At 42.1% G+C, this 17,912-nt stretch carries 12 protein-coding genes; 7 read left to right on the top strand and 5 right to left on the bottom strand.

Features of this window, described 5'->3' with window-relative positions:
* Positions 1 to 8: 8 nt before the first annotated feature.
* Complete coding sequence (locus DLD82_RS10600; protein ID WP_109941099.1) at positions 9 to 1,940, bottom strand: type II/IV secretion system ATPase subunit; 1,932 nt, start codon at positions 1,938 to 1,940, stop codon at positions 9 to 11.
* A gap of 238 nt (positions 1,941 to 2,178) precedes the next feature.
* Here DLD82_RS10600 and DLD82_RS10595 point away from each other — a divergent pair, with 238 nt between their 5' ends.
* Genes DLD82_RS10595 through DLD82_RS10580 form a run of 4 tightly spaced genes read left to right on the top strand, consistent with a single transcriptional unit; the run spans position 2,179 to position 5,515 of the window.
* Positions 2,179 to 3,015, top strand: a complete 837-nt coding sequence (locus tag DLD82_RS10595) for an RAD55 family ATPase (RefSeq protein WP_109941098.1) — start codon at positions 2,179 to 2,181, stop codon at positions 3,013 to 3,015.
* Entirely contained in the window at positions 3,012 to 3,725 is a 714-nt protein-coding gene (locus DLD82_RS10590; protein ID WP_109941097.1) for a KaiC domain-containing protein, read from the top strand. Before DLD82_RS10595 ends, DLD82_RS10590 begins: the two co-directional genes overlap by 4 nt.
* Before the next feature lie 23 nt (positions 3,726 to 3,748).
* The gene (locus tag DLD82_RS10585) at positions 3,749 to 4,867 is read left to right on the top strand and encodes a TIGR04013 family B12-binding domain/radical SAM domain-containing protein (RefSeq protein WP_109941096.1); all 1,119 of its coding nucleotides are present in this window, start codon (positions 3,749 to 3,751) and stop codon (positions 4,865 to 4,867) included.
* A 6-nt stretch (positions 4,868 to 4,873) separates the two neighbouring features.
* Positions 4,874 to 5,515: a metallophosphoesterase family protein gene (locus DLD82_RS10580; protein ID WP_109941095.1), complete on the top strand. Its 642-nt coding sequence runs from the start codon at positions 4,874 to 4,876 to the stop codon at positions 5,513 to 5,515.
* Here DLD82_RS10580 and cyaB read toward each other — a convergent pair.
* Positions 5,505 to 6,032 (bottom strand): class IV adenylate cyclase, encoded by a 528-nt coding sequence (gene cyaB / locus DLD82_RS10575; protein ID WP_109941094.1) that lies wholly within the window; start codon positions 6,030 to 6,032, stop codon positions 5,505 to 5,507. The genes DLD82_RS10580 and cyaB overlap by 11 nt on opposite strands.
* A gap of 50 nt (positions 6,033 to 6,082) precedes the next feature.
* On the opposite strand from cyaB, the gene DLD82_RS10570 reads away from it, so the two are divergent.
* The gene (locus DLD82_RS10570; RefSeq protein WP_109941093.1) at positions 6,083 to 6,766 is read left to right on the top strand and encodes an FKBP-type peptidyl-prolyl cis-trans isomerase; all 684 of its coding nucleotides are present in this window, start codon (positions 6,083 to 6,085) and stop codon (positions 6,764 to 6,766) included.
* Position 6,767: 1 nt separating this feature from the next.
* Here the strand turns inward: DLD82_RS10570 and DLD82_RS10565 are convergent, their stop codons facing one another.
* The gene (locus DLD82_RS10565) at positions 6,768 to 7,229 is read right to left on the bottom strand and encodes a peptidylprolyl isomerase (protein WP_109941092.1); all 462 of its coding nucleotides are present in this window, start codon (positions 7,227 to 7,229) and stop codon (positions 6,768 to 6,770) included.
* Between the two features lie 261 nt (positions 7,230 to 7,490).
* Between DLD82_RS10565 and DLD82_RS10560 the strand changes: the two genes are divergently transcribed.
* Together DLD82_RS10560 and DLD82_RS10555 are read left to right on the top strand one after the other, a co-directional pair.
* Entirely contained in the window at positions 7,491 to 10,571 is a 3,081-nt protein-coding gene (locus tag DLD82_RS10560) for a PKD domain-containing protein (RefSeq protein WP_109941091.1), read from the top strand.
* Between the two features lie 269 nt (positions 10,572 to 10,840).
* Positions 10,841 to 14,407, top strand: a complete 3,567-nt coding sequence (locus tag DLD82_RS10555; protein WP_109941090.1) for a PKD domain-containing protein — start codon at positions 10,841 to 10,843, stop codon at positions 14,405 to 14,407.
* On the opposite strand, the gene uvrB is transcribed toward DLD82_RS10555, so the two are convergent.
* A complete protein-coding gene (gene uvrB / locus DLD82_RS10550) occupies positions 14,394 to 16,349 on the bottom strand; it encodes an excinuclease ABC subunit UvrB (protein WP_109941089.1) in 1,956 nt (651 codons plus the stop codon). The two genes, DLD82_RS10555 and uvrB, sit on opposite strands and share 14 nt — an antisense overlap.
* Entirely contained in the window at positions 16,346 to 17,905 is a 1,560-nt protein-coding gene (gene uvrC / locus DLD82_RS10545) for an excinuclease ABC subunit UvrC (RefSeq protein WP_109941088.1), read from the bottom strand. The genes uvrB and uvrC overlap by 4 nt, the downstream gene beginning before the upstream one ends.
* Positions 17,906 to 17,912 lie beyond the last annotated feature (7 nt).

Genomic DNA, 17,912 nt, shown 5'->3' with positions numbered 1-17,912 from the left:
TCCGGCAATCATGCTACAATTATGGAAAGATCATCAAGATTGTTAATGACATTATCTTTGTCAATGTAATATGCCTGGATTACTTTGGTAAAAGTCATGTAATCCCTGATATTCTGGTCCCAAATTGCAGAAAGAACCTTTTTCCTTCTGTCCATCTCTTCAACCAGTTTTTCCGGACCCCATCCATGAAATGCTGCAATCTCTCCAAGCACCTGGGATCTGCCGGTGTAAGAAAAGTCATCGCCGACCGGATCATATTCAAAAACTGTATTGACCATGATATTTCCGGTAGCCGGATCAATACCTGCAATCTCGACAATTTCATCGCATCGTCTGACACGGTCAGGTCCCATCTGGATCTGTTTCTGGATGCTCATGATGTTCAGGGCCTGGAGCATATTTCTTGGAACATTCAGAGGTTCATTTTCAAGCCGGTGAATTGCTGCATCAACGCTTCCTGCATGCATTGTGGAAAAGGTTGTATGTCCGGTATTCATTGCCTGGAATAATGTCTGTGCTTCATGACCCCGGACTTCTCCGACCAGAATATACTCGGGTCTCTGACGCATTGCAGCTTTCAGGAGCATGAACATGTCTACCTGGGTTCCTCCTCCTTCGGCTACTATCTCTCTTGTGATACTGGCAATCCAGTTATCATGAAAGAGAGTCACTTCCCTCGTGTCTTCAATGGATATTACCTTGGCCAGGGGAGGAATAAAAAGTGAGACGGCATTAAGCGATGTTGTTTTTCCAGATGCAGTGCCCCCGATAAAAACAAGGCTTTTGTTGTTTTCAATGGAAAGCCAGAAGTAGACCAGCATTTCGACGTTAAAGGTATGCAGGTCCATCAGGTCTACAGGAGTAAATGGGGTTTCCCTGAATTTACGAATGGTAAATGATGTTCCCCGGGATGTCACTTCGGTTCCGAATGTCAGCTGCAGACGCGAACCGTCAGGCATCGTCGCATCAACAATGGGATTTGCAGATGAGATGTGTTTTCCGGATCTCTGGGCCAGGGTGATCGCGAGTGAAATTAACGAATTCGTATCAAATGAAATATTGGTTTTAATATTCTGTTCCTTCCGGTGAAACAGGAATATCGGGACATTGTCACCATCACATGAGATATCCTCGATGAGTGGATCAATCATGAGTGCATTGATTCTTCCCCATCCAAGGTAGTTTCGTATCAGGTAATATTCAATCTTAAATAATGACTTTTTATCTAGTTGTATTCCATAATAATCGATAAGATCTATTACCTTGGAGATAAGGAGTTTTTTCCTCTCGATACCTAGTTCTTCATCAGTAAGGATGAGGACATCCCGTAAATCCTCGTGAATCCTCTCTAATAATTCATACTCAAAAGGAGTAAGTTCGGGTTCAAAAAGAAGATATTCTGTTAATCTTGATTTTAGATTGTTAGCAATAATTATTTTTGCAAGGCCTGGATCAACCCAGTATTCCTGTTTAGATTCATAGGGATAGGGAAGTTTTATCTCTAAAAGGCTCCTGTGCTTTTCCATATCATAGGTTTCAAATCCTCTTTTCTGGGTAACACTAAGTTTCCTTAAAAGTTTTCTTTCAAATCCCGGGTCGACACTCTCTTTTTCGGTTTTAAAAGTTTGCTGAAGATCCTTTTCTCTGGCAGTGATCTCTTCTTCTTTGTTTAAAACAGGAAGTTTAATCCTGGTAATTCCGGATCCTTTTTCAGCCGTTTTATCCTGGTTTTCAGTAACTTCCTTCTTTTCAAGTTCAACATGAGGGACTTTCCTGATTCCAGGACCTTTTAAAAAAGGAAGCTGAATGGATTTCTTCTGAATATCTGTTTTATCCTTGGGGGCAGATTTTCCAAGGCTGAACCTGGGAACTTTGATCTTAATTGAACGACTTTTTTTATTTGGAACGTTACTATCATCACTTATTTTGGCATCCCCCATAACAAACCACCAGACACATAGGTATTAAAATGGTGTTCCCCAGGCACCACGTAAAAATATCATATGCTATCATAGCATAAAAATAATCACAATTACATAGGATATCTGTAAGATTTTGCATTTACCATTCAATTGCAAAAAGGTGTAAGTATAATAAAAATTGAGTTTTTCTTAATCTCCATTCCAAAGAATTAATTTATGAGTTCTGATGAAATAGTGGTAATCGGATCTTCGAATAATGGCCGGAATAAAAATTGAACAACATATGCCAACCGGGTTATCAACGCTTGATCCGGTTTTTGATGGAGGTATTCCTCCGGGCTCTGTGGTGTTACTGAAGGGGGACATTGGATCTGGCAAGAATGAGTTTGCATATACCTCCATGATTCATCTGTCTCACATGATGGGGAAGGACAATCCGAACGGAAAGGTGATGATTCCAAAAGAGATACGATATATCACGGTCACGAAGAGAAAAGAGTCTATTATCCGTGAGATCTCTCTTTCCTTTCACAATGATCTTCTATCTGACATCGATAAGATAATTTTTGATGATCTTTCTGATATTTATTTTGATACCAGTCTGGTTCCGATAGGATGGTATTCGGAGTATGACGATATCATAGAACGCATGACGGCGCGCCGCAAAATCCACGATAATCTCCTTACTACGCTTTCTTACACTCTGGATGAGGTGAATCATCAGAGTATGGTTATCATTGATTCTCTGACTGAAATTGCAACACAATATATTGCTGCAGGCAAATGGCCTGATTTATCTGCGTATCTCAGGGGAATGCAGCGTGTTTCGAAAAAATGGAATACAACATTTTATTTAATGCTGACAAAAGGAATTTTAAATCAATACCAGGAGATTGAAGTTGCTGATGCGATGGATGCAGTTATCCACTTTAAATGGGAGGAGTCTTCCAGCGCTAAAAGGCAGCGGGTTTTGTATATTGAGAAATTCCGAGGGGTCATGATACACCTCGAAGACCGCGATCTTGTGAAATTTGCAGTAAAAATTACTCCGGAGCGCGGTTTTGAAGTTAGTAATATCAGGGTGGTAATATGAAAATCCCGCTTATGACGGTTCCCCGGTTTAATTTTGGCATTAAAGGTCTTGATGAGATGCTCTCCGGAGGTCTTATTGAAGGCACCGTATCTTCAATTATCGGTGCATATGGAACCGGGAAAACGAACTTTGCTCTGTATTTTATATGGCAGGGTTTGCTCCTTGGTCAGAATGCTCTATATATTACTCTTGAGGAACGGACTTCCCGAATAACCGGATACATGGAAAATAAGGGGTGGGATATTTCTCAGTATCTTGATTCCAGTTTTACTATTGTAAATCTTGATCCTTCGGATTTTAATCTGGCCATTAATAGTGTAAAAAATGAACTCCCTACACTTATCAAGAAAACAGGGGCACACCGGGTTGTAATTGATCCGGTCTCTCTCTTTGAGGATCTTTTTCAGGATGATGCAACGAGAAGACGGGAGATGATGCGGTTCCTGGAGGGTCTTCGTGATTTAAACTGTACTTCTTTGCTCATTAGTGAAGCTGATAAAACAAATCCCTTCTCCAGCAAATATAATCTCATAGAATATCTGAGTGATACGGTTATCATCCTGAAATATGCCAGAGGAAATGATGTTTCTGATGTTCACCTGGCAATTGAAGTGGCAAAGATGCGTATGTCCCAGCATTCCCGCGAAGTCAAGCCTTTTGAGATATACCAGGATTCAGTGAAGGTATATACTGAAGCAACTGTCTTCTGATCTTTTCTGATTTTTATTTTATCATGAAGATTTTCTGGCGAGATATTCCCAGTCAGCGAAACAGCATGGCCTGTATTCATGCGGCGTTAGAACAGGCCGGATATCATCTCGGGCTTACAGATAAACCGCAAAAGGATGTGACGCTCTACAGTCTGAATTCGATAACCGGTATGGTATACGAAGATGAGATCCGGGATGCAGATTCCATTACGATTGTAGGGGGGCCTCATGCCTGTGCGAAGTGGGAAGAACTCGTTTCTATTGCGGATTATGTGGTGGTTGGCGAAGGAGAGTATACTGCTTTGCGTTTACTCGAGTGCATAAAGGCCGGGCTACCTCCTCCACCGGGTGTTGCTACGAAAGATGGTTTTATCCCGGTAGATCATTCGGTATTTCTGGATGGTTTTCGCTCTTTTGGAGAGTATAAGGGTTACATCGAGATATCACGCGGCTGTCCCTTTGGATGTACATACTGTCAGACTCCCAGGATTTTTGGTCATCGCATGAGACACAGGAGTATTTCTTCTATTCTATCTCATGCAAAATCATTCCGGGATATCCGGTTTTTAAGTCCGAATGCACTGGCCTATGGGACTGACGGTATTCATCCGGACCTTCGGCATATTCAGAAACTTATCCGGGAACTTTCCCGAATACCTGATAAAAGGATATATCTTGGAACATTTCCTGGTGAAATCAGACCCGAATTTGTTAATGAAGAAGCAGTTTATCTCATCACGTCGTATTGTGCGAACTCAAAACTGCACATTGGCGTTCAGTCCGGAGCCGGGTCTACTCTTACAAAGATACACCGGGGTCATGGGTGCCGTGAGGTATGGAATGCAATTGACTGCTGTATTGACGGGGGTCTTACTCCGGTTGTTGATATAATCGTCGGGTTTCCTGACGAAACCGATGAAGAGATGATGGAGACGGTTCAGTTCTGTCGTGAGGTATCCAGGATCGGGTATGTGCATGCCCACCGGTTTTTTCCTCTTCCCGGGACCCCTCTGGAAGGGGGTAAGTCCCGTGATCTGATCCCGGAGGTAGTATCAGCTCTTGGATCCCTTGCATTATCCGGCCGATTAACCGGATCATGGAACAACCCTGAGATAAGATTTTTTAGCAAAATTTCCAAGTAATAACGTATGTTGAAAGCGCTCCTGCTTGCAGATCTGCACGGAGAATACGGGATGCTTGAATCCTTCATGGAATTAGCGCCCGATGTCGTCTTCATCGCAGGGGATATCACCAATATGGGAACTGCAAAGGATGTTGAGACCTGTTTTTCCCGGATCGATATCCCGAGTTTCTCGGTTCCCGGAAATTGTGATCCAAAGGAGGTCATTGATGCTCTTGAACAGAGCAGCAGTGTTAACCTTCATGGTTCTTGCATGAACCTGGGCCGGATATCTCTGGTTGGGATCGGTGGATCCAACCCCACACCGTTTGAAACTCCATTTGAAATGACTGATAAACAGATCGATGATCTGATGAAAATTTCAATGGGACGGATGCAGAAGAGTATTCATAATGTTCTCATTTCCCATGCGCCTCCTCAGGGATACCTGGACGAGATTGGTGGCAATCATGTGGGAAGTGCAAGCATTCTGAAATACATAGATCAGTTTGACCTTGTCTGTTGTGCCCATGTTCATGAACAACGTGGAATTGTTGAAGAAAATGGTATAAAAGTGGTCAACCCTGGCCCGGCTGCCATGGGTAACTGTGCTATGATTCACTTTGGTGAAGATGCCAAAGACATTGAAGTAAAGTTACTTAATGTGTAGAAAGGAGGAGTTCTAAGTAGGAGATGCTTAAGCGCTCTCCGTTTACTCCCAATTTTTCCGCAAGAGTATCTACTCGTGTGGCTGCAAGTTCTGCATTGTTTTCAGTGATGAGTTCAATCTCTACAAATTCTCCGAGTTCCTCTACGTTATCAAGGGCTATTGAGAAGTCCTGGTATGTGTAGTATTCACGGAGTTTTCTGACTCTTGCAACCTCTCTGAATCCAAGGTTTTTAAGGATGGTGTCAAAGGTCTTTGCATCGTCAAGGTGAAGGTTATGTTCTTCTCTGATTTTAGATCCTTTCAGGGTATTTTTCGGTCCTTTGTACGTGAGAATCGTTTTTCCTCCGGCACTTCTGACCCGGAGAGCTTCATCGGTTATTCCAAAATCACGATGAGGGGCATTATAATACATGTCTTCTTCTGTTACGGTTTCTGAATGTCTGCCTCCAATTTTCATTATATTTGCTTTAATCTCTTCAATATTGGAAACTCTGACTTTTATCTCAATCTCAAGCATATACACTATCCTTTATCTATCTTGTTTGCCACTTAATTAAGGAATCAGGAATGCCAATAAATGAGGGAGATTTTATCCGGCTGAACTTTACCGGATATGTAAATGGAATACTCTTTGATACTACCGATGAAGAGAAAGCCCGCGAAGCAGGAACCTTTGATGAGAAGAAGAGTTATACTCCAAAGGTTGTTTGTGTTGGAAAACATCAGATTGTCCTTGGTCTTGACGAAGCGCTTCTTGGCAAAGAGATAGGATTTGAAGAGACAATTGAAGTTCCACCGGAAAAGGCATTTGGTGAGCATGAGCAGGAACTTCTCCGGTCATACGAGAAGAAATCATTCTCTAAAAAGCCTGAACGCGGAATGCAGGTTAATATTCCGGATGCCGGGACAGGAACTGTTGTGAATGTTATTGGTAACCGGGTTATTGTAGACTTTAATCACCCGCTTGCAGGACAGACTGTGACGTATACCTACCGGATTGAAAGCATCGTCGATCAGGTAACCGAGCAGGTTTCCGGCATTATCAAGCTCTTCACCGGGTATGATATGGATGTCACTCTTGAGGATACCACTGCACTTGTTAAATTACCACCAGGTATTTACTATGCAAGCAGGTCCTGGCTCAATATGAAGCCGTATGTGACAAATACCATCTTTGAGGATGTCAAAGGTATAGAAGAAATCCGGTATATTGAGAATTATATCAAGCCGAAAAAAGAGACTGAAGAATAATTTATACAACCGATGCTTTCAGGATGACAACATCTTCTTTTGGTTTGTCATACCTGTCTCTTTTTACTTTTGAGATTGCATCCACGATGTCCATGCCCTGAATCACTTTTCCAAAGACCGGGTGTTTTGGGTCAAGGAAATTGTTGTTTACGACATTAATAAAGAACTGACTGCCGCCGGTGTTTGGTCCTGCGTTAGCCATGGATAATGTTCCGCGATCATTTTTGTTGATCTTACCAAACTCATCCTTTATGTTATAACCCGGGCCTCCGGTTCCTCTTCCTTCCGGACATCCTGCCTGGACCATGAAACCATCAATCACCCGGTGGAAAATGATCCCATCATAAAATCCTTTTTCGACGAGTTTTTTAAAATTGCCTGCAGTTATTGGCTTATCCTCATAGAGTTCGATGAGAATGTCCCCCATGGATGTGGTCATTTTTACCTTTACAGGTTCTGCCATACAATAGTAATGGGATGTTGGTACTGAAAATTTCTTTCCTGTTTTTTAAATTTTTGAGGGGGTCCGGAACAGGTGGAAACCTACTTTGAATTTTACGCCTTGAGAGTAAAAATATGAATATATTTATAATATGTGAAGAATATGATCTTCTATATATCGAGAGTCAGTTCTGGTATGTGGTTTTTGGGTCTGAAATGACGTCAGGTGTTGATCCGGAACCATACATGAGAACGACTTTACCACGTGGGGAGTGTTTAAGTCATGCATGAACGACCGTTATATTATGTATTTGCCCTGTTTGTGGCATTAATGGTGATAAATCTCATCAGTCCGGCATTTGGGGATGGAGAGATAAGCGTCGAAAGTACTGTTACCTTTGATATTTCAGCAAATAAGACATTTTTTGATGTATCAAGTCCAGTGAGCGTGAATTTTACTGCAGATATTCATGATGGTTCACCGGGATATCCTGATGAAATAAATTGGACATTACTTGATAAAAATGGAATTTATGCAACATCTACAAAAATTCCTTACACAAGTGATAATTGGACTCAAATTATTTCTCATCCAGGTCTTTACGGGGTTACTTGTATTGCATATAATAGCACTGGAACACCTGGAGAAAGTTGGAATTCTAACCCACGCCCATTAGGTTATATTACTGCATACAAGCCGGTTTCAGCAAACTTTACAAATATTACACCCACAACGGGAGTTCTTCCTCTAGATGTTACGTTCTATAGTGATAATTTTACTGGAGGTCCAAATAAATGGTACTGGGAATCAGGCGCCCTGAAAACAGACGGAGTGAATCGGAATGGGACTTTACGATTCCCGACAGCAACGACATATACTATAAAACATACTGTTTGGAATACAACATATGACTCGCCTTTAGTTCAATATCAATATAAAAATGGATGGGTAAATAATTCAACATCAAGTATTTATCAAATAATTGGAAAAGAAGCAATCGTTGCAAATTTTACTGCAAAATATGGTACAACTGTAGTTCCGTTTACCGGTCAGGTAAAGGGGCCGGTACCTTTAGCTCTCCAATTTTTTGACAATTCCACTGGCAGTGATATTAATGGACGCAACTGGTCATTTGGTGATAATTCACCTTATAATTTGAATACACATCCAACATACACCTATACAACTCCGGGAATATTTGATGTTACATTAAATGTCAGTAGTCCGTGGGATTTTAACAACACAACTCAAAAACGGTATGTAAATGCATATTTACCTCTGGATGCAGGGTTTACCTATACAAATAAAACGGATTCTTGTAATAGGCCTGTTTTTCCAGTTACGTATTATTTTTCTGCAAATGATACAAAAACCGGAAACAGCATTCCCACTGCCTGGAATTGGAGTTTTGGTGACAAGACTGTAAATGATACAAGACAGAATCCTGATCATCGTTTCAACTTGCCGGGTATCTATGATGTAATCCTGACAACCTATAATGAGACTCACGATATTAATCAGAGTGAAATGCAACAAGTTTTAGTATCAGGTTTGTATGCAAATTTCACTGCAGATCCTGAGAAGGGATTCCAGACTGAAACGAACCAACCGATAAAAGTTAATTTCACCTATAACGCAACCGATGTGTTTGATGCAGCATCCATTCATTGGGATTTTGGAAATGGCGATTCAACTGGAAAAGAGGATCAAACAGTAAGTTCAATCTATACTCGTCCGGGTAATTATACTGTGAATTTGACTGTTGGTAATACCTGTAATCAATACAACAGTACAGAAAGGGTAATTTCAATTATTGAACGACCTGTTCCGAATTTTACCTATCAACCAAGTTATGGAAAATTCCCATTAAATGTCCAGTTTACTGATACCTCAACAGATTCTCCAAATCAATGGGAGTGGGATTTTGGAGATAGTTCATATCATTCGGATAAGAAAGACCCTGTTCATCAGTACGCTGCACCCGGCTCGTATGATGTTACATTATGGGTGAAAAATACAACGATTGTACCAATAATGTCATGGAGAGGTACTACCAAATCGATTATTCTTTCAGAAGGGTTTGACACAAAGTTCGAAGCTGAACCTGTCAGGGGAGGATGGCCACTCAAGGTTCAGTTCACCGATAAAACGGAGCCGGCATTAGTTAATAACTGGACCTGGGACTTTGGTGACAATCTTCATGGTAGTGATGAACAAAATCCGAATTATACTTATTCTGATGCAGGAAACTTTATCGTAAATCTTACCGTCAGAAATACTACAACCCAGGCAACAGGATCATACCAGAGCACTATTGAAGTAGTTGATCCGATTTATGCCAATTTCAAACCCAATCAGACATATGTTTACATGAATAAGACTACTGGTGTTCTGTTCGAGAGTTTATCTGTCGGAAATGTAACTGAGTATTTCTGGGATTTCGGAGATGAAAGTCAAATCGAAACCGACCCGACAGTAGTGCACATTTTCCCGGAATTTAAGGAATATCAGGTTAATCTTACTGTGGCAAATGACTATTATAACTTAACTAACACCACTGGTTTTCTCTTAAACATTACTCCACAGGAATATCCCTACATCGACTTTGTAGTAAATCCGCCAAGAGCAGATAAAATGGAACCGGTTTCTTTTACCGTAACTGAAATTGGGGGAACAAATGTCAGTACTCCTGTCTGGAACTTTGGTGATGGTTCTCCAGAGGTAACTGGAATAAAGCCAACACACCAGTTCCAGAAGTCCGGGATATTTAATGTGACTGCAACAGTAACTGGTGATTATGGGCCTGCTGTGAGTAAAACACACCCAGCTTCTATTCGTGGTCTTGATCCGGACTTTATCATAGTGCCACCAGGTGGATGGGCAACGGTTAACACAAATGTTACTTTCATGGATAATTCAGTAGGGAATCCTGAAAAATGGGCATGGGACTTTGGTGACAACACAATTATCGAGCAGACGTACGATAATTTTGTTGTTCATAAATTCGAAAAAGAAGGTCTATATAATATCACCATGAAAGCGACAAACTGGGAGCCTGTTGAAGATTCTATTACGAAGCAGTTAACTATAATCAATAAGACCGTCCCGCAGGGTGTCGACTTTAATATCCCTGAACAAAAGTATAGTGGTAATCATCCGCTGTATGTCCAGTTTGAAGACACGACACCGGCACAGGCAAATGTTGTCGAATGGTTATGGGAATTTGGAGATGGGACCAATTCATTCGAGAAAGAACCAAATCACACATATCAGAAACCCGGACAATATACAGTCATACTTACCGTGCGCAATGATGCCGGAACGAATGAGAAGAGAAGGGTTGCATACGTAGTGGTCCTGTAAGAAAAACAAAAAAATTCTATTTTTTAGAAAATTAATGTAAAAATTTTCTAAATTTTTTCTTCGTTCGAATAATCTCTACCTGATCGTAAAACTGATTTTAAATCCCGATGCGAATAAAAAACCGGGTGTATATAGAACGTATTTCCATACCTATATATATGATGAACAATATAACCCTGATTAATTCCTGTCGCGAGTTGCACCAGTAAGGGGAATGCATATCGGAAAAACAGGGCATTCTCGTATGGAAGGGAAGGGGACGAAAAATTATGGGAAAGCTTCAGCTAATTCCGTTCATAGCAGTAGCATGTATATTACTGCTTTTGGTGACCGGATCTATGGCCGCTCCATCGAAAGGAGTTATTTATGTTGACTCCACTCCAGGTGGAGCTGACATCTATCTTACAAATAAATCGGTTGATCCGGATAATCTGACAGTAGAAGATACTGCCGGAGTAACTCCGCGTGAATTTTTTGTTGATCCGGGTACCTACAGCATATACCTGAAAAAATACGGGTATATCACATGGTGGAACGAATCTTTTGCTGTTACTCCTGAATCATACAAGGTTTATAATGTCACTATGACAGAGATGAACCCACAATATGGAGCAATTCATCTGGATTCCAATCCTCCCGGTGCAAAACTTGTTCTTCAGCGGGTTATTCCGAATGTCACCAGTGTGATTTATGGAGAAACTCCGGTCTCTTTGGAATCACTCCCAATTGGAACTTATAACTATACTATTACCAAGGATGGTTATAATCCATGTGAAGGCAGTACCACGGTAACTGCCGGTGATGTCAGGGAAATCTATGAGACACTTGATCCAATTCCGGATTCCGCAATGGTCACTTTTAAGAGCGATCCTAACCAAGCACGGGTGCTTGTGTATGGTGGTAACTTCTCTGCCATGCAGAGTGGTCTTAAAAATGAGATTGCTGCTTACCTGGAATCAACAAATGACTCCGTAGATGAAGCATCAGCTCACATCCAGAGTATGGTAGGGGCAGAAACCGTTCCGCCATGGAAATTTGTGATGGGATTTGTTGGAACTACACCGTTCGAGATGGAACTTCATGAAGGAGATTATGGTTATTGGTATTTCCTTGATGGATATGATGATACCGGAGGCGAATTCAATGTTACACCAGGGAATGATAAAACCATACTGGAAGCATTGGATCCGATTCAGGAATATGTTCAGGTGTACTTTGAAACCAACATTGATGATGAAGGAGGTGCTTCTGTCAGTGTGGATGGAGAAGTATTCGAAAATACTACACCATGCTGGATTCCGCTTCCTTCACAGAACATCGTTGATGTAACATTTGATCAATTACCTCTTTATGCAAAGAAGACGGTTCGTGTAGATACTACCTTATTCGAAGGACGACCTTCCAAATGGGGAGATATTATTCAGTTGGAACTGATGACCTACTATATCACAACCATCAGTGACCAACACAGCACGATAAGTCCTGCAGGACCCGTTGCAGTAAAGGCTGGAAACACTACTCCGTTTACCCTCTCCGGAGAACAGCCTGCCTGGGTTATTGACAATTTCACGGTAACACGTGAAGGTCAGGCACCCATGCCCTATGATATTTACAAAAACATGAGTAGTGTCGTATACCAGCATTCAACAGCACTTGAAAATGCAACACTCTCTCTTACATCGACGAAGAGGAAGCTCTTTGTAAATGCGACTGCAGGAAAGGGAGGTTCTGTCAATTATCCTGGTCTTACCATGTATGATTTTGGTTCCGACAGTTATGGCTATAATTTCTCTGCGGATCCTGATTACTCAGTCAAACAGTTGTATGATAACCAGGTTCCTGTAGGTTGGGCTCCGACATACACCATTTATAATATCCAGGAGAATCACACCTTAAATTGTCTGTTCTCTCCGAACTATGTCTGGATAACTCCATTAGCAGGTCCAGGGGGAAGAATGCTAGATGGAACGGAGGATGCAGTTCCATATAAGATACCCTATAATGGAACCACTCATCAACATGAAGCAGTTGCCGATCCTGGATACCATTTTGTGAAATTTGATGAATCAAGAGAAGAAGTCAGTGTATTACAGAGTGAATCAGATCATTATTATTGGGGGCCAATCTCCGGTCTTACCACTAATACTTCCGTAACTGCAATCTTTGCACCTTTGAATTTCACCATTAATTCAAGGGTTGATGATGCAACCAAGGGTATGATTCAGCCTGCTTATGATAACTATACCTCTTGTTACGGAGAGAATCTCTCCTTTAAAGTAACTGGTTTTACCGGGTATCAGTTTTCAGATCTGACTGATAATGGAATATCGAAGGGAGCAGTAAACCCGTATAATATCACCGTTACTGAGGATCATGACATCATTGCACATTTTCAGTCTGACGTCCTGACTATCACGGCGGTTGCTGGTGAGGGCGGAAAGATAGAGCCAAACGGCTCAGTGAATGTCACCTTTGGCGATAGCCAGTGCTTCAATATTACCGCAAATGCGAATTATTACATATCATCTGTAATTGTTGATGAAGAAGATCTGGGGAACCAGACCAGCCCCTATGAATACTGCTTCAACAATGTAACCAGTAATCATGCCATTAGTGCTGAGTTCACCCAGTATGCTTATACTATCACCCCTTCGGCCGGAGTAGGTGGAACTATCAGTCCGTCAACACCGCAGGTTGTGCCAATGGGTGATGATGTCACCTTCACTATTACCTCGAACGGATGCTATAATATCCAGGATGTCCAGGTAGATGGAGTAAGCCAGGGAGCAATTACGTCTTACACCTTTGAAGATGTTGATGCTGATCACACCATCAATGCCGATTTCCAGATAAAGAAGTATGAAATTCTCGTCAATCAGAGTGAAGGAGGAACAATTGAGCCTGCCGGAACAGATGGTATTGTTGAGGTAAATTGTGGAAGTACTCAGTGCTTCAACATAACTCCGGATGCCGGAAATGCCATATATGATGTAATTGTGGATAACTCATCAGTTGGCGTGTATGACCAGTACTGCTTTACCAATATCACCGGTGACCATACCATTGAAGCAGTCTTTGTTATCCCTCCGGAACCTGATTTTGGAGCTGACCGGATCCGTGTTCCGCCAAAGTATCCGGTAACGTTCAAGGACTTTACCCGGAATAATCCAACTGACTGGCTTTGGGACTTTGGTGACGGCGAGATTACAACCACCCGTGAACCGGTACATCTCTATTCAGAAGTTGGAAATTACACCGTGACCCTTACTGCATATAATGCTGCAGCTCTCGATGGTGTCAACAAGACAAAAGTTAACTATATCGAAGTTACGAAAAACCCGATTGCAGAGTTTACCGTTGACAAGAACGGAGGAATTCTTGGGGCTGATGTTCAGATCAAATTTATTGATAAATCCCTGAACACAGATGGCGTATCATATGGCTGGGTATTTGGTGATGGTCCTGATGGAGCAATATCGAAGAATGCAACTCATAATTACACCGCTCCGGGGGTATATCAGGTAACACACCAGGTTGAAAAACCATTCATTGCAAAGGATTATGCATATGAGACCATCACCATCCTGCAAAAGCCTGAAGCAGACTTTATTGCACATCCGGTTTCAGGAAAGTCTCCGCTCACCGTGAAGTTCGAGGATCTTTCGACAGGATTCCCGACCTCCTGGCTCTGGGACTTTGGTGATACCGTGAAGTCATATGACCAGAATCCGGAACACATCTATGGAGCATCCGGTAACTTCACAGTCTCCTTAAGTGTCTTCAGTGACGAAGGAAGTTCAGTAAAAATAAAAGAAGGACTTGTTACTGTCCTGTAACCTTTTTTTCTCCCTTTTCCATTTCTTTTCGAAGATCTGCGATTTGATCCCGGAGTTTTATTGCTTCTTCGAAATCAAGTCGTTGTGCGGCAGATTTCATTTGAGATTCAAGATTGATGATGAGGTTTGGAAGTGCCTTCTTTGGAACTTTTTCTTTCTTTCCGGTATCAATTTCCTGTTCCCTGACTGGTTTTTGAATGGTTTTGGGTGTGATACCATGTATGGTGTTATATTCTATCTGGAGTGCCCTTCTCCGACTGGTTTCATCCAGTGCTCTTTGCATTGAACCGGTTGTAGTATCGGCATAAAGAACCACGAAAGCCTCGGAGTTTCGTGCAGCCCGACCGATTATCTGAATTAAACTTCGTGCATCCCGTAAAAATCCCTCTTTGTCTGCATCCAGGATTCCGATGAATCCTACTTCCGGAATATCAAGTCCTTCCCGGAGGAGGTTAATTCCTACCAGGACATCAAATTCTCCTATCCGAAGTTCCCGAATTATCTCCGTCCGGTCAAGGGTGTCGATGTCAGAATGAAGATATTTTGTCTTTATGCCGGATGACAGCAGGTACTCAGTCAGTTCTTCGGCAAGCCTTTTCGTCAGGGTTGTAAGCAGGATCCTATCCTTCCGGTCGATGGTCTTTTTGATCTCTCTTTTGATATCTTCCATCTGTCCCTGGATTGGCCGGACTTCAACTACCGGGTCTACAAGACCGGTGGGTCTGATAATCTGTTCGACAACCTGGTTTGAATGTTCAAGTTCATAATCGCCAGGAGTTGCTGAAACACAGACGACGTTTTTCAGGTATTGTTCAAACTCAAAAAACCTGAGTGGCCGGTTGTCAAATGCCGATGGAAGACGAAATCCGTACTCAATAAGAGGGGTTTTTCTTGACCGGTCACCATTAAACATCGCCCGGACCTGGGGAAGTGTCTGGTGACTTTCATCAATGAATATCAAGAATTGTTCCGGAAAATAATCAAGCAGGCAATATGGTTTTTCGCCCGGCTTTCTCCCGTCAAAAAATCGGGAATAATTTTCAATACCTTTGCAGGAACCGGTCTCCCGGATCATTTCGATGTCGTACATCGTCCGCTGACGAAGACGATGAGACTCCAGCATACCAAGGTTTGGAAGTCGCTCTTCCAGTTCTTTTTCAATCCCGAAAAGTGCCTCTTCTTTCTGGGCCTCGTCAATGACATAATGACTGGCCGGATAGACGTAGATATGTCTGAGCCGCTCAACCGGGTTTCCGGTTATCCGGTTAATTTCTGTGATTCGTTCTATCTCATCGCCGAAGAGCTCAATCCGGATGATGTTATTATAATAACTCGGGACCAGGTCGATGATGTCTCCTTTCACCCGGAACCTTCCTGGAATTATCTCAATGTCGTTCCGCTCATACAGGTTATCGACAAGACGGCTTATTATCTCTCTTCTTCCAATCTTCTGTCCGACTCCAAGGTCAAAACCCATTCGTTTGTAAGTATTCGGATTTCCAAGACCATAGATACAGGAAACTGAAGCAATGACGATAACGTCGGTCCGGTTTAAAAGTGATGCCGTAGCAGAGAGCCGCATCATCTCTATTTTCGGGTTTATCTGTGCATCTTTCTCGATGTACTGATCTTTTTTAGCGATATACGATTCAGGCTGGTAATAATCATAGTACGAAACAAAATATTCAACCCGGTTCTCCGGGAAAAAATCCCTGAATTCGTTATAGAGCTGGGCTGCCAGGGTCTTATTATGTGCAATGACAAGGGTTGGGAGTTGTAACTCCTCGATTACATTCGCCATAGTGAATGTTTTACCAGACCCGGTAACGCCAAGAAGTGTCTGAAATGAGTTACCTTCCCTGCATCCCCTGACCAGTTCAGTTATTGCATCCGGCTGGGATCCGGTGGGTTTAAAATCAGAAACCAGTTTAAACTGATTCATTCTTTCATCTGTTTTTGTCTGAGTTTTCTCTGGTACGTTATCGCAAACCGGTGTGCTTCATCCCGAATCTCCTGGACCAGGAGTGATGCCGGACTTTTTTTCTGAACTGACAGGGGGAGATGACGACCGGGAACGTAGATTTCTTCTTCGCGTTTAGCCAATGATATAACCGGAATTGAAAGATTAAGTTCATCCAGTACCGTTTTAGCGGATTTTAACTGGCCAGGACCTCCATCAATGAGAATAAGGTCTGGCATCGGATGGTTTTCACTCAAAAGCCGTGAATATCTTCTTTTTACAACCTCACTAATCGCCGCATAATCATCAGAAGGGCCTGCAGTTTTTATCTTGTATCTTCTGTAGTTCCGCTTATCCGGCTTTCCATCCCGGAATGAGACCATCGAACCTACCGTTCCGGTCCCCCTGAGGTGTGAGATATCAAAACATTCGATGACTTCAGGCGGATTATCCATATGTAATGCTTCACCAAGTTCAGAAAGCCGCATTTTTCCGGTGAAAAAAGACACTTCGAGATTTTTATATGCTAAGTCAATGAGGTGCTTTTTTTCACCCTGTTTCGGGACGGTGATGGTAACATTAGTCCCCCGGATATGCATCAGGTATTCCTGGATTCCCTGTTCTGGCTGGATTGGAAGGATAAGTTCATTGGGGGGCTTATTTGTTGCATAGTACTGAAGTATGAATTCATCAAGAAAATCTTCGGTCTCTTGAAATACAAATTCTTCTTTACTTGTAAGAGATCCCCGTTCAACATGAAAGAGGATGAGATACACCATGTCTCCGGAGATGATGTAGTTGATAATATGCTCATCAGCCTTCTTCTGCCGCTGGACGTATTGTCGTTCGGATAAATTCTCGATGGCCTGTATCCTGTTTCGTAATACCAGTGCTTTTTCAAACTCTTCAGAGTCTGAAAAATTTTGCATCTCTTCTTTTAGGGAAGAAATTAGATCCTGGTTTTTTCCCCGAAGCAAAAGATCTGCACTTTTCACCAGGTACTGATATTCGGGTTCAGATATTTTTCCGATACAGGGAGCTGCACAAGTGCCAAGATGCGATCTGAGGCATGCCCGCTTCGTTATCTTTTTACATGTCCGGAGATGAAATGTCTGCTTGATAAATTTTAAAATCTGGTCTCTTTCAGCAGCTGAAACGAAAGGACCATACAAAGTGCCCTTGATTTTCCCGTTTCTCTCTCGTGCTATTCCAATCCGGGGAAAAGGTTCATCGGTTAACTGAATGAATGCATAACTTTTCGCATCTTTTAGATCGATGTTATATTTTGGCTGATATTTTTTGATTAGGTTATTTTCCAGGATGAGTGCTTCGACTTCTGAAGAAGTGACAATAGTATCAATATCCCGGATCAGGGAGACCAGAATATCAGTCCGGGGTGCGATACTTTTCTTCTGGAAATAACTTGATACTCTTTTTTTGAGATTTTTTGCTTTCCCGACGTAGAGGATGTTTCCGGATTCGTCTTTGAACTGGTAGCAGCCTGGTTCCTCGGGAATAGTTGAAAGATCTATTGTCACCGCATCA

It is taken from the genome of Methanospirillum stamsii (assembly GCF_003173335.1).
GTDB classification, from domain to species: Archaea; Halobacteriota; Methanomicrobia; order Methanomicrobiales; family Methanospirillaceae; genus Methanospirillum; species Methanospirillum stamsii.
The sequence above is the reverse complement of the archived record's forward strand: the minus strand, read 5'-3'. Positions and strand labels throughout refer to the sequence as shown.